The 26,150-nt window shown below is 38.1% G+C and carries 20 protein-coding genes; 17 read left to right on the plus strand and 3 right to left on the minus strand.

Annotation, left to right across the window (positions count from 1 at the left end):
- The first annotated feature begins 268 nt into the window (after positions 1–268).
- Positions 269–2,578, plus strand: a complete 2,310-nt coding sequence (locus tag JIV24_RS10315) for a GH92 family glycosyl hydrolase (protein WP_200464954.1) — start codon at positions 269–271, stop codon at positions 2,576–2,578.
- A 43-nt stretch (positions 2,579–2,621) separates the two neighbouring features.
- Here the strand turns inward: JIV24_RS10315 and JIV24_RS10320 are convergent, their stop codons facing one another.
- Positions 2,622–3,251, minus strand: a complete 630-nt coding sequence (locus tag JIV24_RS10320; protein WP_200464955.1) for an NAD(P)H-dependent oxidoreductase — start codon at positions 3,249–3,251, stop codon at positions 2,622–2,624.
- A gap of 142 nt (positions 3,252–3,393) precedes the next feature.
- Between JIV24_RS10320 and JIV24_RS10325 the strand changes: the two genes are divergently transcribed.
- A complete protein-coding gene (locus JIV24_RS10325) occupies positions 3,394–6,735 on the plus strand; it encodes a ligand-binding sensor domain-containing protein (RefSeq protein ID WP_200464956.1) in 3,342 nt (1,113 codons plus the stop codon).
- Here JIV24_RS10325 and JIV24_RS10330 read toward each other — a convergent pair.
- Entirely contained in the window at positions 6,732–7,220 is a 489-nt protein-coding gene (locus JIV24_RS10330) for an Lrp/AsnC family transcriptional regulator (RefSeq protein ID WP_200464957.1), read from the minus strand. The two genes, JIV24_RS10325 and JIV24_RS10330, sit on opposite strands and share 4 nt — an antisense overlap.
- Before the next feature lie 124 nt (positions 7,221–7,344).
- On the opposite strand from JIV24_RS10330, the gene JIV24_RS10335 reads away from it, so the two are divergent.
- The 11 genes from JIV24_RS10335 (at position 7,345) to JIV24_RS10385 (ending at position 18,123) form a co-directional block, all read left to right on the plus strand.
- Positions 7,345–8,622 carry a cystathionine gamma-synthase family protein gene (locus JIV24_RS10335; protein ID WP_200464958.1) on the plus strand — a complete coding sequence of 426 codons (1,278 nt, stop codon included), beginning with the start codon at positions 7,345–7,347 and terminating at the stop codon, positions 8,620–8,622.
- Positions 8,623–9,108: 486 nt separating this feature from the next.
- Positions 9,109–10,884 carry a V-type ATP synthase subunit A gene (locus tag JIV24_RS10340; RefSeq protein ID WP_200464959.1) on the plus strand — a complete coding sequence of 592 codons (1,776 nt, stop codon included), beginning with the start codon at positions 9,109–9,111 and terminating at the stop codon, positions 10,882–10,884.
- The gene (locus tag JIV24_RS10345; RefSeq protein WP_200464960.1) at positions 10,881–12,191 is read left to right on the plus strand and encodes a V-type ATP synthase subunit B; all 1,311 of its coding nucleotides are present in this window, start codon (positions 10,881–10,883) and stop codon (positions 12,189–12,191) included. The genes JIV24_RS10340 and JIV24_RS10345 overlap by 4 nt, the downstream gene beginning before the upstream one ends.
- A 12-nt stretch (positions 12,192–12,203) precedes the next feature.
- The gene (locus JIV24_RS10350; RefSeq protein WP_200464961.1) at positions 12,204–12,809 is read left to right on the plus strand and encodes a hypothetical protein; all 606 of its coding nucleotides are present in this window, start codon (positions 12,204–12,206) and stop codon (positions 12,807–12,809) included.
- Entirely contained in the window at positions 12,809–13,315 is a 507-nt protein-coding gene (locus tag JIV24_RS10355; protein ID WP_200464962.1) for a DUF2764 family protein, read from the plus strand. The genes JIV24_RS10350 and JIV24_RS10355 overlap by 1 nt, the downstream gene beginning before the upstream one ends.
- On the plus strand, positions 13,315–13,923 hold the full coding sequence (locus JIV24_RS10360; RefSeq protein WP_200464963.1) for a V-type ATP synthase subunit D: 609 nt from the start codon (positions 13,315–13,317) through the stop codon (positions 13,921–13,923). Before JIV24_RS10355 ends, JIV24_RS10360 begins: the two co-directional genes overlap by 1 nt.
- Before the next feature lie 8 nt (positions 13,924–13,931).
- Complete coding sequence (locus JIV24_RS10365) at positions 13,932–15,740, plus strand: V-type ATP synthase subunit I (protein WP_234445785.1); 1,809 nt, start codon at positions 13,932–13,934, stop codon at positions 15,738–15,740.
- 22 nt (positions 15,741–15,762) lie between these two features.
- Complete coding sequence (locus tag JIV24_RS10370; protein WP_200464965.1) at positions 15,763–16,221, plus strand: hypothetical protein; 459 nt, start codon at positions 15,763–15,765, stop codon at positions 16,219–16,221.
- A gap of 129 nt (positions 16,222–16,350) precedes the next feature.
- Positions 16,351–16,710: a hypothetical protein gene (locus JIV24_RS10375; RefSeq protein WP_200464966.1), complete on the plus strand. Its 360-nt coding sequence runs from the start codon at positions 16,351–16,353 to the stop codon at positions 16,708–16,710.
- Between the two features lie 283 nt (positions 16,711–16,993).
- The gene (locus JIV24_RS10380; RefSeq protein ID WP_200464967.1) at positions 16,994–17,806 is read left to right on the plus strand and encodes a universal stress protein; all 813 of its coding nucleotides are present in this window, start codon (positions 16,994–16,996) and stop codon (positions 17,804–17,806) included.
- Positions 17,807–17,919: 113 nt separating this feature from the next.
- Entirely contained in the window at positions 17,920–18,123 is a 204-nt protein-coding gene (locus JIV24_RS10385) for a hypothetical protein (RefSeq protein ID WP_200464968.1), read from the plus strand.
- Positions 18,124–18,297: 174 nt separating this feature from the next.
- Here the strand turns inward: JIV24_RS10385 and JIV24_RS10390 are convergent, their stop codons facing one another.
- Positions 18,298–19,818 carry a peptide MFS transporter gene (locus JIV24_RS10390; protein ID WP_200464969.1) on the minus strand — a complete coding sequence of 507 codons (1,521 nt, stop codon included), beginning with the start codon at positions 19,816–19,818 and terminating at the stop codon, positions 18,298–18,300.
- A 254-nt stretch (positions 19,819–20,072) separates the two neighbouring features.
- Between JIV24_RS10390 and JIV24_RS10395 the strand changes: the two genes are divergently transcribed.
- From JIV24_RS10395 to JIV24_RS10410, 4 genes are all read left to right on the plus strand, one after another.
- Positions 20,073–21,581 carry an NAD(P)H-hydrate dehydratase gene (locus tag JIV24_RS10395; protein ID WP_200464970.1) on the plus strand — a complete coding sequence of 503 codons (1,509 nt, stop codon included), beginning with the start codon at positions 20,073–20,075 and terminating at the stop codon, positions 21,579–21,581.
- A gap of 152 nt (positions 21,582–21,733) precedes the next feature.
- Positions 21,734–22,837, plus strand: a complete 1,104-nt coding sequence (locus tag JIV24_RS10400) for a DUF4831 family protein (RefSeq protein ID WP_200464971.1) — start codon at positions 21,734–21,736, stop codon at positions 22,835–22,837.
- Between the two features lie 33 nt (positions 22,838–22,870).
- The gene (locus tag JIV24_RS10405) at positions 22,871–24,334 is read left to right on the plus strand and encodes an aminoacyl-histidine dipeptidase (RefSeq protein ID WP_200464972.1); all 1,464 of its coding nucleotides are present in this window, start codon (positions 22,871–22,873) and stop codon (positions 24,332–24,334) included.
- A 76-nt stretch (positions 24,335–24,410) separates the two neighbouring features.
- Positions 24,411–26,042, plus strand: coding sequence for an MFS transporter (locus tag JIV24_RS10410; protein ID WP_200464973.1), 1,632 nt, complete (start codon positions 24,411–24,413; stop codon positions 26,040–26,042).
- Positions 26,043–26,150: the final 108 nt, after the last annotated feature.

Below are 26,150 nucleotides of genomic sequence, written 5' to 3' on the forward strand. Positions count from 1 at the left end.
ACTGCGTAGAAGTGGGAGAGTAGGTCGCCGCCTTTTTTTAGAGAAATCCGATATTCATTATGAGTATCGGATTTTTTGCGTTTATATGATTTAGTGTATAGGGAGGACTAATATGGTTGATGTATTAGTCTTAGCATAAAGTAAGCCACGGTGGTTAAATGTTTTTACTCCGGTCACATTTGTTCTTTTGCTTAATATTGTGGTTGTTATACTTGTTAGTGACAAAAAAAGCTCGGTATTTTGCAATAAAATTGTGAATAAGATTCGTATGAAGAGACTATTAAAACACACAACATTTTTGTTTATTAGCTTACTGCTATTCGTTGCATGTTCAGAACCAAAAACAAATTGTTTAGTTGTAGAAGAGCCTGTAGAGTATGTTAATACTTTAATGGGTACAGATTCAGAGTTTGCCTTATCAAATGGAAATACTTATCCGGCTATTGCTACTCCCTGGGGTATGAATTTTTGGACTCCTCAGACGAATAAGATGGGAGATGGATGGGGCTACCAATATGATGCTCATAAAATTCGTGGTATCAAACAAACTCACCAACCTAGCCCTTGGATAAATGACTATGCTGCATTTAGCTTGATGGCAGTTACTGGCGAGCTTAAGTTTAAGGAGGAAGAACGAGCCAGTTGGTTTTCGCATAAGGCTGAAACTGCTGCACCACATTACTATCAGGTTTATTTAGCCGATTATGATGTAAACGTAGAGGTAAGCCCTACTGAAAGGGCGGCCCATTTTCGATTTACTTTTCCAGAGAGCGAATCAAGTTATGTATTGGTTGATGGTTTTCACCAAGGCTCATATGTAAAAGTTATTCCTGAGGAAAGAAAAGTTATTGGATATTGTCGAAATAATTCTGGCGGTGTTCCCGAAAACTTTCATAACTATTTCGTCATTGAATTCGACAAAGATATTAGTGGAATTAAAACCTGGAATAAAGATGTTCTTAGTGATGGAATAGAAGAAGAGGGTTATCATGTTGGAGCTGTGCTGCAATTTAATACGGACAAAGGTGAGAAAGTGCACGCACGTGTAGCGTCTTCGTTTATTAGTTATGAACAGGCTCAATTGAATCTAGATCGAGAAATTGGTAATGACTCTTTTGAGGTAACTAAGGAAAAGGCTTATTCTGACTGGCATAGTGAGTTAAGTAAAATAAAAGTGGAAGGCGGAACAATTGACCAGCAACTTATTTTCTACTCGACCTTGTATCGCGTGTTGCTATTTCCACGTAAGTTCTTTGAATATGATGTTAATAATGAAGTAGTGCACTATAGCCCATATAATGGCGAAGTTTTACCTGGTTATATGTTTACCGATAACGGCTTTTGGGATACATTTAGAGCCGTATTTCCGTTTTTCACTGTTATGTATCCCGAATTGAATAACCAGATGATGGAAGGTCTTGTAAATACTTACAAAGAAAGTGGTTGGTTACCAGAGTGGGCAAGCCCTGGTCATAGAGGTTGTATGATTGGTTCCAATTCGGCTGTTAACATTGCTGATGCCTATTTAAAGGGTATGCATGATTATGATATTGAAACGCTTTATGAGGCTATTATTAAAAATACTAATGGGTATTTGGAAGATATAACTTCTGTAGGTCGATATGGAGCTTCTTATTATAACGAATTGGGCTATGTGCCATATGACGTTGGTATTCATGAAAATGCGGCACGTACCTTGGAATATGCTTACGCCGATTATAATATTTATAAGCTGGCAAAAGCATTAGGTAAGCCGCAGGAAGAAATAGATTTGTTTGCTAAGCGTGCACAAAATTATAGAAATCTATTTTGCCCTGATAATAATCTGATGCGCGGGAAGAATGAAGACGGAAGTTTCCAGGAGCCTTTTAGTGAATTCAAATGGGGCGGGGCATTTACAGAGGGTAATAGCTGGCATTATACGTGGTCAGTTTTTCATGATATCGAAGGATTGAAGCAATTGATGGGTGGTAACAAATCTTTTGTTACGCAGTTAGATAAAGTTTTCGAATTGCCTCCGGTATTTGACGATTCATACTATGGTTTCCCAATTCATGAAATACGTGAAATGCAAATTATGAATATGGGACAATATGCCCATGGTAATCAGCCAATACAGCATATGACTTATTTATACAATTATGCCGGTGAACCTTGGAAGACGCAGTATTGGGTGCGTAAAGTGATGGATAAACTATATACGCCAAATCCTGATGGTTATTGTGGTGATGAAGATAACGGGCAAACTTCGGTATGGTACGTTTTTAGTGCCATGGGATTCTATCCTGTTTGCCCAGGGCAAGATATGTATGTTTTTGGCAGCCCGATTTTTGATAAGGTGACAGTAAGTTTACCAAATGGAAACACGCTGACTGTTTCAAGTGAAAATAATGGCAAGGAGAATGTTTATGTGGATGAGCTGAAAGTAAATGGTAAAGTATGGGATAAGACCTATGTTGACCATGATGAACTTCTTAAAGGTGGAACTTTTAGTTTTAAAATGAGTTCTGAACCAAATAAGAAGCGAGCGATTACTCCAGATAGTTATCCTCCATCGATGAGTACAGAAGGTGAATAAATATAAAAAAAAACGGCTTGCAATAATTGCAAGCCGTTTTCATTTAGAGCTTAATGACCATTTCATTCAGTGATTTTCGCACTTTAGGTAAGTGTTGATATTTGTCCGAAGCCGATCGAAAACCGATGGCTGCCATCACAACAGATGTCAGATTCTTTTCTTTCAATTGGAGAATCTTATCGAATTCATTCTTGTCAAAGCCTTCCATCGGACATGTGTCAATTCCTTCTACTGCGGCAGCCACCATTAATTGTCCTATTGCTATGTATGCTTGTTTTGCTTGCCAGTTAAGCAACTCCTCTTTCGGCATTTGATTCACAAAGCCTTTCATCTTTTTTTCATATTCCGCTAATGCGTCCAGAGGAATATTTCTAACTTCCGAAATATTTTTCAGAAATGCATCAACATCTTTATCCGTTAAATCTGTTTTGATTACAAACAATATCAAGTGCGATGCATCTGTGGTTTGCGGTTGATTCCAGGCAGCTGCTTTTAATTGCTGTTTGATATCATCATTTTCGATTACTAACATCTGAAATGGTTGGAGTCCAAATGATGAAGGAGCCAGGTTAGTTGCTTCGAGTAATAGGTCTAATTGTTCTTCAGTTAACTTTTTCGAAGCATCGAATTCTTTTGTGGCGTAACGCCAATTTAGTTGTTCTATAATATTCATGCTAATTTCTTAAATTATTGCTTTTGAGAAGTAACAATAGACTTTAAGTTTTGTTTGTTTGAGAATTCGATTTGCTTAACTGCCAATATTCATTACTTTTATTATAGCTTTTTAGAAGTATTAATAACTGAAATCGTCAACATTGATATATCGCATTGCTTTAATCGCCTCATTATTAATTGGTGTAGTATCCTTGAGCGCACAAGTGAAGCGTTATACCAGTTATTCTTTTACAATTGATGATGGCTTGTCGCAAAACTCTGTCGGTTGTTTTTTGGAAGATAAGCGTGGATTTATCTGGTTTGGCACCGAAGATGGTTTAAATCGTTTTGATGGTGTTGAAGTGACAGTATTCTCAACTAATGACGGGAATGATGTCGGTTTGGTTAATAACTCAATTAGCTGCTTGATTGAAGATCAAGAAAGTGATTTGATATACATTGGTACCAATGGAGGAGGGTTAAGTGTATTTGATCCTAAAACAGAATATTTTATACATTATCAATACAATGATGCTCCAAATAGCATTGTCTCCAGTTTTGTTTATGACATGTGCCAGGATGAGGAAGGCAATGTGATTTTAGCTACCAGCCATGGGGTGAGTGTTTTTAATCCTACACTTAAAATATTTAATAATTATGAGTCAGGAAAGAGCCATAAAGACGCATTTCCTTTCATTTCTGCCACATCTGTTGTTGTAGGAGATGAAGAACATATTTGGGTAGGAACTTATGGTGAAGGGCTTATCTTGCTTAATACAAAGGAAAGATCGTATAAGCAATTTAAGATTCCTATGGAGGCGACTTTACAGAATAACTGTAATATTATAAATACCATCAAGTGGTCTTCCAATAATCAAGAGCTGTACTTAGCTACCGATGGTGGTTTTTACGCTTTCAATCCCTCCACTAATGAGCTTAGATTGTTATGTCTTAATGATGTCACAATTAGTGATTTTGAGTTTGATGCTAAAGGCGGAATATGGATAAGTAGTGGGCTTGAAGGTTTAACGCATCTACACCCTGATGGAAAGGTGGAGCAATTTAAAAATGATCCGTTTGATATTCATTCTCTAAAGGAAAACTATCTCCGCGATTTGTATATAGACAGCCGTGGGCATTTATGGGTAGGTACCAAAAGTAGTGGCTGTATACATATCGATATTTCCGATAATCAATTTGTACATTACTATCAAACCAAAGATGGGAGAGGGCTAAATGGCTCTTCTGTTTATGCGATTGAGTCTGATGAGGATAATAATGTGTGGATTGGTACGATGAAAGGATTATCCTTATGGCATTCAATTGATGAAGAAATTCTACAATATCATCCATTTAATACTAATGAAGAAATATCTGTATGGTCCCTTTTATATCAGGCTAATGTTTTATGGATTGGGACATCGAAAGGATTAATTAAACACAATGTAAAAACAAAGGACAATATAATTTACAAAAGCAATGCCGATGATGTAAGATCATTGCCAGATAATGAAGTCTTTGCCATTGAAGAAGGGATGAATGGAGCATTATGGATTGGTACTGCCTATGGATTAGCTAAATTTGATAGAGAGAAAGGGACTTTTAAAAGATATGCGTTTGTCCACAAAAATGAATCCACTACAAATGAAATGATTTGGGATATTCATCTGGATAGAAAAAATAGATTATGGGTAACATCTCAGTATGGCATTAATATTTATAAGCCAGACACAGATGAATTTGTGTATCTGATTGGAGAGGATTTTGAAAGTTCAGGGTTGGCGAATGCGAGCGTACATTCTGTATACGAGGATAGTAGTAACAATGTATGGCTTGCAACAGATGTCGGTATCTATCAATTGGATGAAGATTTAAATGTTGTGAGGCATTATGGCATAAAAGAGGGCTTGAAAAATCAATTTGTATACCGTGTGCTTGAACACAAAAAGAAAATATGGATCAGTACCAATAAGGGACTCTCAAAAATTGATTTGGAAAACGATAAATTTGTTAGTTACGATGTAACTGATGGCTTGCAGAGTAATGAGTTTAATGCAGCTTGCGAATGTTTACCCGATGGTCGTTTCTTGTATGGCGGCATCAATGGGGTAAATATTTTTCATCCAGACAGTATTGTACAGTCAAGCTATAATCCGCCTATCTACTATACCTCATTAGAACTTTACGGTCACCCAATAACGGTAAGAGATTCTGTAAGCCTGGAAAATGTAGTAATGAAAAATTCGGTTATCTATGCTAATAACTTATATTTTGATTCTGATGAGCGATTTTTTACTATTATCTTTGCGGCTTTAGATTATGAAGAACCATCTGGAGTAGAGTATTATTACCGGATGTTACCAAATTCTACTGATTGGATTCCTCTGAATAAGAAAAGAAATCTCACATTTATTGATTTAAATGACGGAGAGTATGAGCTTCAAGTCAAGTCGACTAATGCCGCAGGGTATTTATGTGATAATGCAAAAAGCATTAATATTATTGTAAAACCACCGTTCTGGAAAGAGCCATGGGTTATAATTACCTCAATTTTAATCATCATAGTGTTGGTATACCTCGCAGGTCGCTTGTACTATTTAAGAGTCAGAAGAGATAAAGAGGTTCTTGAAAAGCGTGTTGAGATAAGAACGAAAGAAATTCAATTACAACGTAATATAGCCCATCGTCAGCGTGATGAAATTGCACGACAGAAAGAAGAAATCGAAAGTTTCGCCAAAAATCTGGAAGTTCTGGTTGGGAAACGCACAGAAGAATTAAAGCAAGCAAAAGAAGCAGCCGAGGAATCTGATAGGTTAAAGTCAGCATTTTTATCTAATATGAGTCATGAGATCAGGACTCCTATGAATGCTATCATGGGATTCTCAGAGTTATTGCTCGATAGTGCTTTTAGTAATGAAGAGAAAAATGATTTTGCTCATTTGATTCGTACAAACGGGGATAACCTGCTTCACCTTTTGAATGATATTATTGATATTTCAATGATTGAATCAGGGCAAATGAAGATCGCACAAAGTAATGTGGATATATCAGAACTGCTGACCGAGGTTTTTAAATCGTTTAAAACATCAACTGCCTTGGAGAATAAACAGGATTTTGTGTATGAGTTAATCTGTTCAGAAGAGCATTTACATATAGATACTGATGCTTTTCGCTTAAGGCAGGTGTTGAATAACTTAATAAGTAATGCACTCAAATTTACACCCAAAGGTTATGTGCGTGTATCATTGTCAAAAGAAGGTAATTTTGCGCGCTTTAGTGTTGAAGACAGTGGGATAGGCATTAACCTGGAGAATCAAAAGCGCATCTTTGATCGTTTTTTGAAAATTGAAAATCAAAATGCCGATTTGTATGCCGGTAATGGATTAGGGCTCACCATTACAAAAAATATCGTAGAGCTACTGAATGGTAAAATTGGAGTTGAATCAGAATTAGGCCTTGGTACAAATTTCTATTTCTACCTTCCACTCAAACCTTTGAGTTAATCTAAGTACAATTCAGTACCAGACTTAATCTCTTTCATTACAAACGAGCTTTGTACATTCCCCACATGATCAACTGAGGCAAGTTTATTGTATATAAAGTTGTGATAGGTGTCCATGTTTTGCGTAATGACTTTCAATGTGTAGTCAAACATGCCTGCAATGTGATGGCATTCAATCACCTCTGGGAGTTTGGCAATCTCCGATTCAAATTCTTTAATCACATCATGCGAATGATGTTTGAGCGAAACATTACAAAAAGCCACCAGCTCTTTCCCCACCTTCTCTTTATTAATGATAGCTACATACTTTTCTATTATGCCGGTTCGCTCGAGGCGTTTTATTCGCTCAAATACTGGTGTAGTCGATAAGTTAAGGTGATGGGCCAGTTGCTTTGTTGTCATTTTAGCATTTTGCTGCAGGAGTTTTAACAATTGTTTATCGGTGCTATCGAGGGTGTTTGAAGAATATTTTTCTGAAACAGGCATATTTGTATATTTTATAAGTTATATATTCTGCAGTAATTTCATTTAAGAAGAATAAAATACTAATATAATCAATAAGAGTGGTAAAATAAACTACATATATCTAAATTTGTTGAAAAATATTTCGATGATGAATAAGAAGATGAAGCCAGAAAGCTTAATGATGTCACATGCTTACGATGCGCATGAACACCAAGGTGCTGTTAAATGTCCTATTTATCAGACTTCTACCTTTGCTTTCAATAACTGTGAAGAAGGAAAAGCTTATTTTGAGTTAGCCTATGGTTTGCGTGAAGCAAATGAAGGCGAAGAAATGGGAATGATTTATTCTCGTTTGAATCATCCAAATATGGATATTCTAGAAAAGCGTTTGGCTTTGTGGGATGAGGCAGAAGCCGGAGCATTTTTTTCCAGTGGAATGGCGGCTATTTCAACAACCATTCTATCGTTTGTGAAGCCAGGTGATGTTTTATTATTTTCACATCCGGTTTATGGCGGAACAGATCATTTTATTCATCACGTGTTGCCACAGTTTAATATCGGTGCAGTAGGGTTTGTAAAAGGGGAGAATGAAGATGTAATTATTGAACGTGTAGAAAAGGCTTATCCGGGCCGCAAGCCTTCAATGGTTTATGTTGAAACTCCTGGTAATCCGACCAACTCAATAATTGATATCGAGATGGTTTCGCGTGTTGCAAAATATTTCAGTACCGCCGATAAAAAGTGTGTTTTAGCAGTTGATAATACATTTTTAGGGCCTGTATTTCAGCATCCAATGGAATTTGGAGCTGACTTAGTTGTTTATTCGGCTACCAAATTTATTGGTGGGCACAGCGATGTTATTGCAGGTGCAGTTACTGGTTCAGCTGATTTGGTAATGCAGGTTAAAGTGATGCGTACCTTCTTTGGTAGTCAGCTTGACCCTAATTCGAGTTGGTTATTGCAGCGTAGTCTTGAAACAATTAAAGTGCGCATGGAAGCTCAGGCTAAAAGTGCAAAAGTAATAGCTGAATATTTGAAAGACCATCCTATGGTGGATCAAATTCATTATTTAGGTATGTTGGAAGAAGGAAGTGAGATGAAGCAGATATTTGATAAGCAGTGTTTATCAGCTGGTTCTATGATTGCTTTTGATATTGCTGGAGGCGAAAAAGAAGCATTTATGTTTCTTGATAATTTGAAATTATTTAAATTAGCAGTAAGCCTTGGGTCAACCGAAAGTTTGGCTGAGCATCCGGCTACGATGACACACGTTGATGTGAAACCTGAAGATCGATTGAAATTAGGTATTTCGCCATCTTTAGTGCGATTAAGTATAGGACTTGAAGATCCACACGATCTGATAGAACAAATAGCAAACGCCTTCGAAGTGGTTAAGAAGGCGAACAGTTCGGCCATTTGTTAGCATTTGGCTTGAATTTGGTTTTTATGGTTAATGTTTTGCTAAGCCGTCCTGTGGTGGGACGGCTTTTTTGCATTAGACAATAAGATAAAAAGCTCCTAATATGCTAAAAATCAGCTTTTGTAATTCGTAATTAAATGATGTTATTTAATTCAAAATTTATAACTGTTCATTCATTATAACTTCCAATTTTTAGATTAATTATCTACATTCGTTATAGCTAATTACTATCTCCAAATCGCTTCTTTTTAATCTGTCTAAATAATTGTCGGAGGAGAAGTAAAAAAAACTATATTTGATTTCTAAAATAATGTTAATTTATCTTTTAATAGGGTTAGTACTCAGTAGTACAGGAGTTTAGCTCTTTAGGGAAGATATATGTATAGTGTTTTAAGCATAATGCGTATTTAATTGTTAATGTAGTGTTCTTTGGTAAAAGTGTAATGGGAAGTAGCTTAGATAAAATCAACTGCTTTTAAAATATATAATATGAACGATATCAATAAAAAGAGGACAGGAAACCTTATTTCCATCCAGGATTCGTTGGTGAAGGCCCGATTCTTTGATGACGTGATAATGGGGGAGACTGCTGAAATTTCCGTTGATGGGAAATTTCTTCAGGCGGAGGTGCTGCAGATACAGCCTGATCCTAAAAATGCCGATGCCGGTATTGTAGAAATGCAGGTATTTGAAGATTTAACCGGAGCCAAAATTGGTGACGAAGTTGTTTTTAAAGGTACACCTTTGTCGGTCTTATTGGGGCCTGGACTTCTAACTAGTGTGTGGGATGGATTACAGAACCCCTTGTATAAGTTAAGCGAAGAAGATGCTTATCTAAAACCAGGCATGAATGCACCTGCTTTGGATGAAACTGTTTTATGGGATTTTACGCCTATAGTAAAAGTTGGTGATTCCGTATCCGGTGGTGATGTTATTGGAACAGTACCTGAAGGTAAAGTAGATCATAAAATTTTGGTGCCTTTTAAATATGGTGCGTGTAAGATTGAAAGTATTATCGAGAAGAGATCTGTTAATATCACACAGAAAGTAGCTGTTATTGTTGATGAGCTTAATAACAAGCATGAATTACAGCTGGCATTTCGTCAGCCTGTGAAATCTCCTATTCCTTTTAGAGAGCGTGCCATTCCAACTAAACCTATTTCAACAGGTGTGCGTGTAATTGATTTACTTGCTCCTGTAGGATATGGTGGGACTGTAGGAAATCCTGGGCCTTTTGGTGCCGGAAAAACTGTATTACAGCACTCATTGTGTAAATATGCTGTGGCTGATATTATTATTATGGCGGCCTGTGGCGAGCGTGCCGGTGAGGCCGTAGAGGTATTTAAAGAATTTGCAGAGTTAGAAGATCCTACAACAGGCGAATCATTGATGAAGCGTATGTGTATTTTTGGAAATACCAGTTCGATGCCGGTTGCAGCTCGTGAAGCGTCGGTATTTATCGCATTAACAGTTGGCGAATATTACCGTTATCAAGGTAAGAAAGTTGTGCTGTTGGCAGACTCCACTTCGCGTTGGGCACAGGCTTTACGTGAGCGTAGCGGACGTCAGGGTGATATTCCAGGACCTGAGGCTTTCCCAATGGATATTCCAGATCAGATTAAAGGAATGTATCAGCGTGCAGGTGAAGATTTAGGTACAGGTGGTTCGTTAACATTTATTGGAACCGTATCGCCGGCAGGTGGTAACTTTCAGGAGCCAGTTACGCAGGCTACAATGGATGCTACAGGTGGTTTCTGGGGATTATCGCAGGACCGTGCCGATGCTAAAAAGTATCCGGCAATCGATCCATTGGTATACACTACTTCAGTTTATGATGGATTTGTTTCGTGGAAAGATCGTAATAAAATGTTGGGTACGTTAAATGATGCCAATGATATTGATCAAACAATCAGTACTATTGGATTAAAGAAGGTACCAGTATCAAACTACATACAATATCAAAAAGGATTAACCATCGATTTCTGCGTGATGCAGCAAGATGCGTTTGAGAAAAACGATGCTTGTACACGTCCTGAACGTTTGGAAATCATTAATGAAGCCGTTCAGAACCTTATCGAACGCGAAATTAATTTCGAAGTTGGCGATATGGATGATGAGCAGCTAAAAGAGCAGATTAAACACAAGTTTGATGAACTGCGTCAGTGGTGGAGAGAATGGAACTACTCAGCTATAAACGAAGAGCAAATTAGACATCTGCCAAAAGCAGTGGAGGAATTTATTTTACAGGAGGAATACGCCGTATGATAAGGAAAGAAATAAACAAAATTAGTGAGATTGGTAAAGCACTTATCTCGGTAGAAGGAAATCCTGGCGTGGCGCTAAACCACGTGGTTGAACTTTTGGAAGCTGACAGTAATCAAAGCCTTTCTTTTGCAAAAGCGATTAATATTACAGAAGATACAACGCGCTTTCAGGTATTTAATGGTACGACTGGTTTAAGTACAAAAACCAAAATTCGTATGCACGAGATTCCGCTAACAGCTGGTTTCTCTAGTAAAATGCTTGGTCGTAGCTTCGATGGAGCTGGTGAAGTATCTGATGGTGGCCCTGAAGTTATCTTTGAAAAGCAGGTGTCAACCCGATTAGATACCTTAAATCCTACTGTTCGTAATGTGCCTAAGCAGGCTTTATGGACTGGTATTCCAATGATTGATGTATTTAATACATTGGTTAAATCACAAAAGATTCCAATTTTTGCAGGCCCAACCGAGCCGTATAATCGCTTGTTGTCACAGATTGCTAAAGGAGCTCAGGCCGATGTTATCATCTTTGCTGGTATCGGATTAAAATTTGATGAGTATCAGTATTTTAAGGAGCAGTTATCGCAGTCGGGTAACATTGATAAGACTATAATGTTTACGCACTTGGCTGGTGATTCACAGATTAAAGGTTTGATGTTGCCTGATGTAGCTTTAAGTGTGGCACGCGAATTTGGTGATCAGGGAAAAGATGTACTGGTGCTGTTAACGGATATGACCAACTGGTCCAATATTCTTCGTAATGTGGCCAACTATCAGGATATGATTCCATCACTTCAAGGTTATCCAGGTTCATTATACTCTGAGTTAGCTAAGCGATACGAGGTGGCAGCGGATATCGAAGGAGCAGGTTCTATCACGATTATTGGTGCTACAACTCTTGAATCTCTCGAAGATCCAGTGCCTGATAACACCGGTTACATTACTGAAGGGCAGTTCTTCCTTGAAAATGGAAAACTGAAATTAGCCCGTTCTTTATCACGATTGAAACAGGGTGTTAATGGTAAAACACGAAGTGACCATCGTGCAATCATGACGGCCATGGCCTCCTTATTGGCAGATGCTGAGAAAGCTTATGAAGCTTCGGAGGTAGGTGCAGCTAATGATGCTTATTCTCAAAAATTGTTACGTTATCGTACCGACTTTATCGAAAATGTGGAAGAACCATTTGGTGAACCAATGGAACTGGAAGCAGCTCTGAATAAGTGTTGGGCTATTCTTAAGCGCCATTTCGACTCTACGGAAACTGGACTCAGTAAAAAGCTGATTGAAGAATATTGGGATAAGAATTAAAAAATGAAAGAAATGCACGATAATAAAGAAAACCTGGAAACGATTGTTTCGAAGCTTAAGGAACAAGGCATTGATGCCGGTGAAGCAGAGAAACAACGCATTATAGAAGAGGCTAAAAAGCAGGCTGAAACAATTATTTCAGAAGCCGAAGCTCAAAAGCAAACCATTATTGATGAAGCTAATGCAAAAGCCGAACAAGCAGAGAATAATTCTCAAATGGCTTTAAAGCAGGCTTCGCGTGATATGATTGAGGCTACTAAAGTGGCTGTTTTAAAATACATGGAGTCAATCTTTGGTGATTTGAGTAAAAGCTTGTTCACTCAAGAGCAATACTTACAGGAGTTAACTAAAGTGGTTGTAGCATCTGTTGAAGGCAATAAAGCTGTTTCTGTACCAGCCGAAACATTAAAGGCTATGGAAGCTTATATTACTAATGCCGGTCTGAAAGAAGTAGTTGAATTACAACCTTTGGCCAATAGTGAAGCTAAAATAGTAGTGCAGTCAAAAGAAAATAGTGGCGTGCAGTTTGTATTGAGTGCTAATGATATACAAGAAGCCATGTTTGCCTTATTAAATAAAGATTTAGTTGAACGCATAACTCAAAACCAGGAGGGCTAATGATGTCAAACTTGGTTTATTTAATGTGTAGTTTGCCATCATTGAAATTTGGCCAGGCACCGCCCATTACGATGGCGGAGTTTACTGAAGATGCCAAAAGTCAATTATCGGCAAAGCACTTTAAAAAACTGGAACCGGTTGATATTTATAAAGCAACCGATTCGAAAGGGAAAGTGAGTTTGAAGAGTATTGCCGTGATGCTAAGTGATATGAAACAAGACATGTCGGAGCTTAGAGAGGCCAAGTCTCAAAAACGCACACCCAGTTTAGTACGACTGCCGTTAACGGTGGTTAATGCCAATCCATTGGAGCGTGAAAAGCTAATAATGCGCTGGCAATGGGAAGAACTAGACACCATACAGGCGGGCGAAACGTTTACCTTAACTGAAGTGATGGTTTATAAGCTGCGTTTGCAGATTCTAGACCGTTTGAACTCGTTTGATAAAGAACGAGGCTCGCAGGTATTGGCGTCAGTGGTAAATCCACCTAAAAAGAAGGAGGAATAATGGCAGGAGTAAAAATAAAATACACTAAAACTGAGCGAGCCCGTCAGAAAAAAATTCTGAAGGTGTCTTTGCGCATGCTGCCGTTGTTTGAAGCCATGGAGAAGTCCTTAATGTCAACAATTAATACAATTGCTGAGCGCATTGAGGAAATTCGTCAGGTAATAGAGCATAACAACCGTAAGGCAGAGCCTTGGGTAGCAGTAATGAGTGATTCACACGTAGATATTAAATCGTTTGTTTCTGTCAATAAAGTTATCACCAAGCATATCGATGTGGCTGGGGTTCGGGTTAATCAGTACGAAGGTGTTGATTTCAATGTTGAGCCTATTCAAGTTGATACACCCTTATGGGTTGATGATGCCATTGAGATGATGAAAGAGCAACTACAGCTATTGGCAGAAATTGACTGTCTGGAAGAACAGATTCGATTACTCGAAGAAGAACTTCTGGATGTAAGAGCTCGAATCAAACTGTTTGAGAATCGTCGTATTCCTAATGCGAAAACAGCGATTAGAAAAATTGGTCAGAAATTGCAGGATGATGAGCGTTTGACGATTGCAACGGCTAAAGTTGTTAAAACCAGTCAAAAGGAAGGAGTGATGGTATGATTACAAAAATGAAAAAGCTATTGCTCTTTATGGCACATCCTACCAATGATATGGATGAGGATTTAACAGTGTTAGGGCAATTGGGCTTAATGCATATTTCGCCTTTTCAACCAGCTAAAGATGAGTCGATAGAACGTATTTTAAAACGTATTGAGGAACTTGAAAAAGGCATCTCAATACTAGAGGAGTACGAAGGAATTGAATCGTCTGTGGCATTAGAAGTGACTAATTATTCGACAGAAAAGCGAGGTGAGATTGCTTTATTGGAAGATGTTTTAAATACTCATAATGCTAATGTTGAGCTGAATAAGCAGATATCAGAATTATCAAAAGCACAACAGTGGTATAATTCATGGGGAAGCATCTCTCTGAATGATATTAAGTCAATTACTGATAAAGGTGTTTACCTTAAGTTGTACGAAGTTCCTGCCAAGGATGTTAAAAGTATCGCTGAGCAACATACTGTAAAAGTTGTAGGTCAATCAGCTGGAGCGGTTCAGGTCGTTCTTATTTCAGAAGATAAGGAAGTATCATTAAACTATCACCAGATAGAGTTGCCTGTTATCTCACAACAAGAGGTTGAGGAGGCTCTAAGTGATAAAAATGCAGCATTGGCTAAAGGGAAACAACGATTGTGTCAATTATCTGAGCAAAAAGCTTTATTAGTTGAAGCATTAGATGAGCGTAACCGTCGTTTAGAAATTCGTACCGTGCAATATGGCGGTATCGCCTTTCATGACAAGGTACGCTGCTGGGAAGGCTACGTGCCAGAAGATAAGGTGAGCAATATTACCGAAGCTGCTGATGAGAATGCCTGGGGTTATGTTGTTCGTGAACCAAGACCAGATGAATATGATTTAGTACCAACGCTACTAAAGAATCCAGGTTGGACACATAAGATTAAGCCGGTTATGGGCTTTATGGGTTTAGTGCCAGGTTATGATGAAATCGATGTGTCGAAAATATTCCTGATTTTCTTTACATTCTTTACCGGTATTTTGGTAGGGGATGCGGGTTATGGACTCATCTTTTTGGTACTTACACTTTTAGCTCACTGGAAAACTGGATTTGTTAAGAAGATTGAATTCGGATTGTTTTATACACTTTCGGTTTCAGTGATGATTTGGGGTGTGTTAACCGGTACTTATTTTGGCGCCGAAACCATTGCAAATATTCCATTCTTAAAACAATTGCAGGTACAGCAACTCGCCAGTTTTGGTGGCGATAATCTCCGAATTCAACAGTTTATGTTTATAATCGGAGCAGTGCATTTAACCATTGGTCACCTTCAAAAAGGGTTGAAATACATTAATACTGTTATACCAATCGCTCAATTAGGATGGGTATCCATTGTATGGGGACTTTACTTCTTGGTCAATGACATGGTATTAGGTATTGATGGACCTTCGTATATGCAATGGTTATTTATTGGTGGAGCGGTCTTGGTTACATTCTTTTCAAGTCCGGGACAGCCTTTGTTTAAAGGAATGCTATCATCTTTAGGGAATCTGCCTTTGAATGTTATTAATGGTTTCTCCGATGTTATATCATACATTCGCTTATATGCAGTTGGTTTGTCAACAGTGTTAATGGCAAGTAGTTTTAACGACATGGCCATTGGCGAAGGAATTACAACAGTTGCTTCAGGAGTAGGTGCCGTATTGGTACTTGTTCTGGGTCATGCCTTAAACATGACACTGGCTGCAATGGCTGTGTTGGTGCACGGGGTTCGATTAAATATGCTTGAATATGCTGGCCATGCCAGTGTTGAATTTTCGGGGAGTGATTACAACCCATTTAAATTAAAAAATAAGTAAAATCTAATAAAATTATAATACAATGACTTTATTAACAGTAGTAAACGGATTTGGTGGTCACGCTATCGCTTTAGGAATTGCAGGAGTAGGTTCAGCAGTAGGTACAGGAATTGCAGCTATGGGTGCAATGGGCCTTTGGAAACAATCTATTAAGGATAAAAAGAAATTACCAGCATTAGCACTTGCAATGGTAGGTATGCCTTTAAGTCAGGTGATTTATGGTATGATTTTCATGAATTCATTAATTGGAGCAGACCTTAATCCTGATAGCTATATGAATCAGATGATTTTCGCTTTGTTCGTAGGTATCGCTATTGCTGCTTCAGCGATTATGCAAGGGCGTGCAGGTGCTGCTGCTTGTTCTAACTTAGCCGTTGATGATAAGCAAGGTGCTGGTATGTACATTGCTGCAATGGGTGTTATTGAAACTGTTGCACTTTTAGCAATGGTATTTGGTATGGGCGGAATCCCTGCCGCATAAGGAATAGAATCATATTTATTAAATATCGAAAGAGTTGGCTATCTTTGCCAGCTCTTTTTTTATTGAGGGGTCGGTATGGTGAAATGTAAATCACTACAAACTACACCTTCTGACTTATGAACGAATGATATGGATTTAACAGGGCAGTGGCAATTTTTTGAACAGTTTGAAGCAGGCTTTGACATGGGGCACGCCATTTTAAAGCAGGTTGGTGACAAACTAAGCGGCACGCTGGTTTATCGCGAGTATATTGATGATGAAGGCTCATTTCTTATTGCCATTAATGTGGAAGGAGATGTGTTTGACGATCGCTTAATGATGCGTGGGAAAAGCTATGAAATTCTAGAATCGCCATTCCCTATTGAGTATTGTTTAGATGACCGTATTGCTGAATTATCTGATCCGAATCGTATCGAGGGACACAGTGTGGATGACCAAAATCTGGAAGGGCAGTTCGTGCTAAGACGCATACATCTGATGGAATCCTGACTAGATAATTACCTTCAGTCAACAATAAGGTTTCTTTTTATTGACTAATCAATAGTATTTGTTGACTAACGACGGCATTGTGTGGATTAAAATCATAACATTCTTTTCTTAATTTCCGTATACTATTATAGATGTGGTTTCTATTTGGGTTGGACTGATGTGAATTCAACTTACTAATTAGCCAGCACAAATTTCTTTTCCGAAAATGTTCGGTAATGAGTATTCCTACGGTAATTGTAGCCGGTGCCAAATGTAGCTAAAGCAATTTCCTAAATCATGTACTATGAAACGGATACTATTGTTAACCGATTTCTCTGACACTGCCAGGAATGCCGCTATGTACGCACTCAAGATGTTTGAAAACGAAAAGGTGTATTTCGACCTGGTTAATGCTTACGATCTGGAGTTTAGTGGCAGCCCCTATATTATGCAAGTGAAAGAGGAATTGGCCGAAGAGAGCCTTAAAGGCCTGAAGAATGAATTGTCCCTCCTGCATAGGCGTTTTCCTAATGCACGCGTTGAGTTAGCTTCTCGTTTTGGTAGTTTACTGGATGTCGTTCAAAATGAGATTGTAGATTTTAAACCAGAATTAATTGTTTTGGGCTGTCGTGGTGAAACAGCACTTGAGAATTTTCTATTGGGCAGTAACGCCTACGAAATAGTGAAGAATATTAATGCAGCTATTTTAGTAGTTCCAAAGCATGCCAAGTTTAAAAAACCTGATAAAATTGTGTTTGCCACCGATTTAAAAGATGTTAAGGTTGATGAAGTGGTTGAGCCATTACGCGACTTGTCGCATCATTTTCATGCCGATTTAATGTTTGTCAATGTTATGGAAGATGACTATGTCAACCGTTTGGAAGCAGAGGATAAAATAGCATCCCATTTTGAAGGCTTAAATCTATCATTCAACTTTATTGAGGGTGAAGATGTATGCAATGGCATTCTTAAATTTATGGATGATAACGATGCTGATATTGTGACTCTGGTTCGTCATCATGAGTCGTTCTTTGAGCGCTTATTCCACCCTAGTGTTACAAAAAAGATGATATTGCATCCTGAGCATCCGATGCTGATACTTCACGATGAGGGATAGAAATTAATATTAATTAATGTAGATAATTGCCCCAGTCTCAAAAAATGAGACTGGGGCTTTTTAATATTGCAATGTAAGCTTACAATTATATTAACGTTTTAATAATTAATAAGATGAAAAATTTAAAAGAAATAGGATTGAAGGAACTTGACAATGTTCAGTTAAAAAAAATGAATGGAGGTGGTTTTTGGGAAGATGCTCGTGATGGATATTGTGATTGTCTAGTTGGCAAGACTCCTGATTTTGAAGATAGGAGCATTACGTATTGGGTTTTTCATGGATTGGCAAATGGGCTAAAAGGTGCCGTTGAGAATTAGTAAGTACTACCTGTTGGTAGGAATAACGAATCGTTCTTTGAGTGCATGTGTCATCCGTGTATAACCCAAAAAATGATTTTTCATCCCGATCATACAATGTTAATACTCAACGATTGAGTCATTAAAAAAAAAGAGGCCATTTGGCCTCTTTTTTTTTAATGTGATAAGTTCAAATTACTTCGAAACTCTTTCTAACCACTTCAACATAAATAGCATGGTGAACATTGAAAGTAAGCAGACAACCACAAAAACAGTCCAAGTTATCCATAAAGGAACACCGGCATATAAAAGACCGCCAATTAATAATAATTGGTTTCCAAGACCTGTTGCTCCAAGCCACAACCCTTGCATCAAACCCTGGTATTGAGGAGGTGCTACTTTTGATACAAATGAAATACCAAGTGGACTAATAAATAACTCGGCAATAGTAAGTATCAAATATGTTATAACTAATAACCATGGAGTTACTTTCATTGATTCTGAAAGTCCACCCATTTCTTTAACTTCTTTTAGAAGTGGTAAGTCTAGTGAGCCAAGTGCCATTAAAACAAATGCCAGAGCAGTAATAAACATACCGATAGCAATCTTTTTAGGTGTTGATGGTTCTACACCTTTTTTTCTAAGCCATGCAAAGATACCAACAACAACAGGTGTTAAGAATACCACAAAGAATGGGTTCATCGCCTGGAAATATTCTACAGCTAACTCAAATCCCCATAAATTAAGAAGTGTGTAGTCACGTCCAAAATAGGTTAATGTCAAGCCGTTTTGGTGGAATGAAAACCAGAAAAAGATAACTACACCAAATACTGCAAGAAGGGCGTAAATACGCTGCTTAACTTCCTTAGCATCCATTTCTGTTATCTTAGAATCAGAACTTCCATCCGTGGATTTTGCACTAAGTGCCGGATTCGGGAAGTTGTTTTTATTCTTAAGATATATTACTAGTGAAATAAGCATTGCAAAAATTGCGACACCAAATGCATAGTGGAAACCTTCGTTAAATACGTTAAGGTATTGGTTACTAAATGCCGTGTAATCTGTAACAGGGGCAGAGCTTACTGAGTTGGCAACTTCATGAAATCGTTGAGCTGCTGATTCACTGATTGTTCCGTTTAGATGTTGGTGACATAATTCAGGAAGAGTTGCGTTATAAGTAAATCCTGAACGACCAAGCCACCAGCTTCTTACGGCAGGTGCGATCATAGGAGCAAAGATAGCACCGATGTTAATAAATGCGTAGAAAATAGAAAAACCAGAGTCTCTCATTTTTCCATACTCTTCATTATCATACATCTGCCCTACAAGAGCCTGAAGGTTCCCCTTAAATAAACCGTTACCGAAAGCGATAACAAATAATGCTAAACATGTTAATGTAAGTGAAAACGGAACGCTGGCAACTGGTGTATTCGATGGAATTGCCATAAGAAAATAACCAATAGCCATCATTAATAAACCAGCAAGAATTGTTCGCTTGTAATTTTTGGTTTTATCAGCAATTATACCACCTACAATTGCTAGGAAGTAAATTGAAGAGTAGAAAGTGGCATAAATAGTACCTGAAACTTGTTCGTTCAAACCAAACTTAGCTTGAATAAAAAGCACCAAAATCGCCATCATGGTATAAAAACCAAAGCGTTCTCCCATGTTTGCTAAGGCAGCAGGGATTAGTCCTTTAGGATGTCCTTTAAACATATCTATTTAATTTATAATTAGTTGTTAATTCAAAGTGTGGCAAATATATATTTTTTTGAGCCACTTACAAATCGTAACCGTCATGCTTTGCAACAGGTAAACCGTAAGCATATGAGGGTTAGAATGCTATGGTCTTAATTATTACGTAATTATTATTTAAACTGATACGATTGGGTTTGGACTTAAAGTTTTTAAAACGTGTTATCCTTTTAAAAACTTTGTAAATTTGATAGGTGACGTTTAAAATTACAACTATGAAAATATTACCTATATCTCAAATAGCTGAAATCGATAATTACACAATTGAAAATGAGCCGATTACTTCAATCGATTTAATGGAGCGCGCTTCTCTTGCTTTTTACAAGCGATTTACCAACTTGTACCCGCATGGCGATGTGAGTGTGTTGGTAGGGCCTGGTAATAATGGAGGCGATGCTTTAGCTATAGCCCGAATGTTGATTCAAGATGGTCGTGAGGTACAGGTATATTTAATAGCCGAAGAGCATAATTTAAGTGAAGATGCAAAGATAAATCTATCACGTCTATATCAGTTGAAAGACGGAGTGAATTTTTTAAAGTTATCAGAGCAATTTAGTTTAATTGAAAGTCAAGATATCATTATAGACGGTTTATTTGGTTCTGGTTTAAACCGTCCGTTAAAAGGTTTTGTGAAGGAATTAGTACAATACATTAATGCTTTAGATGCAAAGGTTGTGAGTATTGACATGCCATCCGGTTTATTTGGGGAAGATAATTCTGCGAACGACCATGACGCAATAATGATGGTCGATCAAACCATTAGTTTTCAGTTTCCTAAACTAGCTTTTCTCTTACCCGAAAATGAAATATATGTGGGAGATTGGTATAGTGAACCTATTGGTTTACATTCTACAAAGATTAAAGAAACCCATTCGGATTATTGCTATACCGAAGAAGGGCATATAAAACGACTGCTTAAAAATCAAAGTCGTTTTGCACATAAAGGGCATTTTGGTCATGCCTTATTGTTGGCCGGTAATTATGGTAAAATGGGTGCGGCTATATTAGCTTCCAGAGCTTGCCTTAAAACAGGTGTTGGTTTATTAACCACGCACATTCCTCGCTTAGGTTATCTAATTATTCAAACGGCAGTGCCAGAGGCGATGGCAAATATTGATCGCTCTGATATCTTAATTTCAGAGTTCCCTGACCTGGATAACTATTCGGCTATTGGCATTGGTCCTGGTATTGGCATTAAGCCAAATACACAATCCGCTTTGCGCGAATTGTTGGAATCTTTGAATGGCAAACCAATTGTGTTGGATGCCGATGCGCTGAATATTCTGGCGATTGATGAAGAACTTTGGGAACTGGTGCCAAACAATGCCATCTTAACGCCTCATCCGGGTGAGTTTGACCGCTTAGTTGGAGAAAGCTACTCATCGTTCGAGCGCTTACAAAAGGCCCTTAAATTTGCTAAGGACATGGAAGTAATTCTTGTATTAAAAGGAGCTTATACTTCTGTGATATCATCCGATGGTCATTGTTATTTTAATTCAACAGGTAACTATGGTATGGCAACGGCTGGCAGTGGCGATGTACTAACCGGCATGTTACTATCATTGTTGGCGCAAGGGTATCATCCGCTTGATGCAGCTCGATTAGGTGTTTATCTGCATGGTTTATCTGCTGATTTATTGTTGAATGAGTCGGCAGAAGCATCAATCATTGCCAGTGATATTATTTCTCAAATAGGTGCTGCATTTCAGCAATTAACACGATAATTATCATCTTGGCTTTTAATTTTTTTCGTTTACCTTTGATGTCCGTCGTAATTTATTGATAAAAACGACGTTTTATTGAAATAAATGCATCAAAAGAACTGGCTTGATAATTGCTTGGTTCGAGGCTTTGTTAATCATTAATAATTAAGGTGATGAAGAAATTCTTTCTTTCAATAAGTGCTGTGGCAATCATATCTTCATGTGCAGTTCAACAACCAATCGTTCCAAGTAAAGTAAATGTGCAGGATGTAGCTCAAATGAGTAACGCTACCTCTAACGCCTTGCTTTATCATTTGCCAACAACTGTTATTCGAGTGAATGTAGAGGTAGAAAAGACCATCAGTAGGGTTGGGCCTTTTTATCGTTACTCACAAAAAATGTTGAATGTTAGCGATGTCATTACTAAGGATAACGAAGAGTGGCGAATTAAAACGGTTACTGTTGAAACATTTGGGAAGCCAGATGCCAATAAGCAATACGCGATTTCATACAGTGGAGCCAGTTCTGCTCCTTTTGTTAATTTAACTGCTTCTGGAGTGTTAGCAGGTGTCAATAGCGAAAATGTGATAGTCGATGACCACCTAAAGGAATTTGCAGCTGATGAAGTGCCAACAATTCAGGATGTGAATTTTAATAATGTGGCCATGATTGAAAAGCAATTAGCTAAAACGTCGACTGCTGCTATGGCTGAAGAAACAGCTAATTATATTTATAAAATAAGGAAACGCCGTTTTAAAATTCTGGCCAGTGATTATGAACAACTACCACCTGATGGCGAGTCGTACGAAGTAATGGTGCGCGAACTGAATAAGCTGGAGCAGGACCATATGGAGTTATTTATCGGTAAGAAAACGACTTACACTACTGTGAAAACATTTGATATTATTCCTGATAAAATGAGTACGAATAATGACGTATTGTTTCGCTTCTCAACGGTCTCTGGTATAGTTGATAAAATGGATGTAAGTGGTGCGCCTGTTTATTTTGAATTGGAAGCCGAAGAAATGAATCAGCTGCCGGATGAAGCTATAATTGTTGAAAAAGATCAGGAAGTACGAAACGGTTTGTACTACTGTAAGCCTGGTAAAGCAACGGTGAAAATCATCGATAAAAATAAACTTTTAAAAGAACAAGAAGTTTATTTGGGGCAATACGGCCAAGTTGTTTCGATGCCATCAAATGTTCTGGAAGAGGAAAACATCAGTATTCGTATTAATCCTGCAACAGGTGCTTTACAAAGTATCAATAGAAAATAAATAATTAAATAATCCCTTTTTAAACAAAAAGTTATGAATGACGAAATAGCTAAGTTATCTCCCCAGGGACTTTGGGAAAACTTTTATAAATTAACACAGATTCCTCGCCCTTCAAAGAAAGAAGGCAAAGCCATTGATTTTATGGAGGAGTTTGGTAAATCACTGGGTTTGGAAACGATACGCGATGAGGTAGGCAACATCATCATTCGTAAGCCAGCCACTCCTGGATATGAAGATCGCATGGGGGTTATTCTGCAAAGCCATATCGACATGGTGCCACAGAAGAATAGCGATAAAGAGCACAATTTCGAGACAGATCCGATTGAAACATATATTGAAGATGGTTGGGTAACAGCCAGTGGTACAACACTTGGTGCAGATAATGGTATCGGTGTGGCTGCGGCTATGGCTGTGCTTCAAGCCAATGATATGGAGCACGGTCCGGTTGAGGCTTTGATCACTATGGATGAAGAGGCAGGAATGACAGGTGCAAACGCTTTAAAGCCGGGGATTCTTCAGGGGGATATTTTATTGAACATGGACTCAGAAGATGAAGGTGAATTATATGTTGGGTGTGCAGGTGGTTGCGATGCCAACGTGAAGTTCACTTATACCGATGCTGAAGTGCCAGCTGATTCAGTAGCTTTTAAATTATCAATGACTGGCTTAAAAGGTGGTCACTCAGGTATGGATATTATTTTAGGACGTGGAAACGCCAATAAATTAATGTTCCGCTTTTTAAAGTTTGCCGTGGCAAATGATGAGGTACGTTTGGCATCTATCGATGGTGGTAGCTTACGTAATGCTATCCCTCGCGAAGCTTTTGCTGTAGTTACTGTACCTGCTGCCAATGCTGATGAGTTTATCGAAAGCCTTGAAGAGTACGAAGAAATCTATAAGTCAGAATTAGGAAGTGTTGAGCCATTCTTATCATTCACAGCCGAGAAAACTGATTTGCCTTCTTCTTTAATTGATGAAGTAACGCAAGATGATTTGATCAATGGTGTGATTGCAGCGCCTAATGGTGTTATGCGCATGAGTACCGATATGGAAGGGTTGACAGAAACGTCAACTAACCTTGCGATTGTTAAATCAGGTAACGGAGAAGTTATTGTTCAGGCGCTAATGCGTAGTTCGGTAAACACTGCTATTGAAGCATTAGCATCAAAAATGGAAAGTGTATTCCGCTTAGCTGGTGCTGAAGTATCATTCGGAGGTCAGTATCCGGGATGGAAACCAAATATGGATTCTCCAATCTTGAAAACCATGCAGGATGTGTATCAGAAAAAATGGGGTAAAGTACCTGAAATTAAGGCGATTCATGCTGGTCTGGAATGTGGTATATTAGGAAGTGCTTATCCTCATTGGGATATGATTTCTTTTGGACCAACCATTCGTTTCCCACACTCACCTGATGAAAAAGTAAACATCGAAACAGTAGGTTTATTCTGGGAATACCTGGCTGAGACACTAAAAAGTGTACCTGTTAAGAAATAAATAAAATGAAATATGAATAGCTGCAATTTCGATTGTGGCTATTCTTTTATGTTCGTATAACTAACTACAATTTGTAATGACAGAGAAAATACAAAAAACATTACGTGACTCAGCCGCTATGAGGTGGGGAGCGTTGATCTTATTAAGTGCCTTAACCTTTTCTACTTATTGGTTTCAGGATTTCTTTGGTGGGGTTAAAGATTTATTATTAGATGAATACGGTTTTACAAGTGAAAACTTCGGACGTATCATCAGTTTAACAACTTTTGCCAACCTGTTTGGTATGATCATGCTAGGTGGTATCCTTATGGATAAATGGGGTGTGCGTATTGCTGGTTTGCTTTTTGGTGGTCTGTCAGCCGCCGGAGGTTTAGTTGTTTATTTAGCTTCTATTGGTACGTTTGGCGATGAGCCTAATACTGTTTTGTGGTCAATGATTGTCGGCCGTATGATGTTTGGTTCAGGACTTGAAGTGGTTTGTGTGGTGGCTACCCGTACCATTGTTAAGTGGTTTAAAGGTTACGAGTTGGCACTGGCTATGGCTATTAACATGGGCTTTGGTCGTTTAGGTTCGGCTATGGGTATTGCGGTTTCGCCAGATATCGCAAGTGGACATTTCTCAACAGCCGTTGGTTTTGCTGCATCTCTTCTGGGTATCGCTTTGATTATGTTTGTCGTTTATATCTTCTTTGATGTTAAGCTAGATAAACAAAATAAAGAAGCTGCAGAAGAAGGATCAGAAGATGAGGAATTTAAAATTGCCGACTTGTTGAAATTGCTAAAAAATTCAACATTTATTTATATTACACTATTATGTGTGGCCTTCTATGCAGCGGTATTTCCATTTATTCAGTATGCAGCTGACTTGTTAGTTAACAAGTTTGGATTTACATCAGCATTGCCTGAAGGAGCAAATATTGTTGTTAACGGGAGTCCGGCTTTAGGTAATTCATTGGTATTTGTAGGCTTATTCCTGTTTGCTATTGCCTTTTCAACTATTCCGCCTCGATTAAAAACAAATTCTCAGGCTTTTATAGCGCGTATTGCCATTGCCGGATTATTTGCCTTGTACATCGGAAGCATGTGGGATGTGTTCTCGCAATGGTTAGATAATGGGCCAAAAACGGCTTCGTTAATTCCGCTTGGTTCTATCATCTTTACTCCAATTTTTGGTAGTTATGTTGATAAAAATGGTAAAGCTGCCTCTTTAATGATTCTGGGCTCTTTATTGTTAATCTTTGCTCATTTATCGTTGTCGGTATTTAATAACGTGTATTTAGGATACATGGGACTGTTAAGTTTAGGTATCGCCTTTTCACTAGTGCCGGCGGCTATGTGGCCTTCAGTGGCTAAGATTGTTCCTGAAAGTCGCTTGGGATCTGCTTATTCATTTATGTTTACAATTCAGAACTATGGTCTGGCTGCTTTCTTCTGGGGAATTGGAGCTGTTCTTGATTTAGTTAATCCTAATGTAATTAAAATTACAGAAGGATTCAGAGAGAAGTTTGAGGGCATGGGCTTAGCGAAAGAAGAAGTTGTTGCGAAGATTGATGCGTTAAAGCTTTCAGGTGAGATTCCACCATTTGATTATACGATTCCGATTTTAATTTTAGTGGCTTGTGGTGTTATTTCTATCTTCTTGTCATTTAAGTTAAAGCAAGCCGATAAAAAATATGGTTACGGATTAGAAAAAGCTTCTAACAACTAATAAGAAGTTACCTTTTAGATATTAGAAACGGCCATCTATTTTTAGGTGGCTGTTTTTTTTGCTCAAATTTATACTGCTGGATATCTTGAAATTTTATTGCAGCGTATT

Origin of the sequence: Carboxylicivirga marina (assembly GCF_016612505.1) — a bacterium.
GTDB classification, from domain to species: domain Bacteria; phylum Bacteroidota; class Bacteroidia; order Bacteroidales; family Marinilabiliaceae; genus Carboxylicivirga; species Carboxylicivirga marina.

Bases quoted from the DNA above. Each gene is read 5' to 3' on its own strand.
- JIV24_RS10315 (WP_200464954.1), top strand. From the start codon at position 269: ATGAAGAGACTATTAAAACACACAACATTTTTGTTTATTAGCTTACTG.
- JIV24_RS10320 (WP_200464955.1), bottom strand. From the start codon at position 3,251: ATGAATATTATAGAACAACTAAATTGGCGTTACGCCACAAAAGAATTC.
- JIV24_RS10330 (WP_200464957.1), bottom strand. From the start codon at position 7,220: ATGCCTGTTTCAGAAAAATATTCTTCAAACACCCTCGATAGCACCGAT.
- JIV24_RS10335 (WP_200464958.1), top strand. From the start codon at position 7,345: ATGATGAATAAGAAGATGAAGCCAGAAAGCTTAATGATGTCACATGCT.
- JIV24_RS10340 (WP_200464959.1), top strand. From the start codon at position 9,109: ATGAACGATATCAATAAAAAGAGGACAGGAAACCTTATTTCCATCCAG.
- JIV24_RS10345 (WP_200464960.1), top strand. From the start codon at position 10,881: ATGATAAGGAAAGAAATAAACAAAATTAGTGAGATTGGTAAAGCACTT.
- JIV24_RS10350 (WP_200464961.1), top strand. From the start codon at position 12,204: ATGCACGATAATAAAGAAAACCTGGAAACGATTGTTTCGAAGCTTAAG.
- JIV24_RS10355 (WP_200464962.1), top strand. From the start codon at position 12,809: ATGATGTCAAACTTGGTTTATTTAATGTGTAGTTTGCCATCATTGAAA.
- JIV24_RS10360 (WP_200464963.1), top strand. From the start codon at position 13,315: ATGGCAGGAGTAAAAATAAAATACACTAAAACTGAGCGAGCCCGTCAG.
- JIV24_RS10365 (WP_234445785.1), top strand. From the start codon at position 13,932: ATGAAAAAGCTATTGCTCTTTATGGCACATCCTACCAATGATATGGAT.
- JIV24_RS10370 (WP_200464965.1), top strand. From the start codon at position 15,763: ATGACTTTATTAACAGTAGTAAACGGATTTGGTGGTCACGCTATCGCT.
- JIV24_RS10375 (WP_200464966.1), top strand. From the start codon at position 16,351: ATGGATTTAACAGGGCAGTGGCAATTTTTTGAACAGTTTGAAGCAGGC.
- JIV24_RS10380 (WP_200464967.1), top strand. From the start codon at position 16,994: ATGAAACGGATACTATTGTTAACCGATTTCTCTGACACTGCCAGGAAT.
- JIV24_RS10385 (WP_200464968.1), top strand. From the start codon at position 17,920: ATGAAAAATTTAAAAGAAATAGGATTGAAGGAACTTGACAATGTTCAG.
- JIV24_RS10390 (WP_200464969.1), bottom strand. From the start codon at position 19,818: ATGTTTAAAGGACATCCTAAAGGACTAATCCCTGCTGCCTTAGCAAAC.
- JIV24_RS10395 (WP_200464970.1), top strand. From the start codon at position 20,073: ATGAAAATATTACCTATATCTCAAATAGCTGAAATCGATAATTACACA.
- JIV24_RS10400 (WP_200464971.1), top strand. From the start codon at position 21,734: ATGAAGAAATTCTTTCTTTCAATAAGTGCTGTGGCAATCATATCTTCA.
- JIV24_RS10405 (WP_200464972.1), top strand. From the start codon at position 22,871: ATGAATGACGAAATAGCTAAGTTATCTCCCCAGGGACTTTGGGAAAAC.
- JIV24_RS10410 (WP_200464973.1), top strand. From the start codon at position 24,411: ATGACAGAGAAAATACAAAAAACATTACGTGACTCAGCCGCTATGAGG.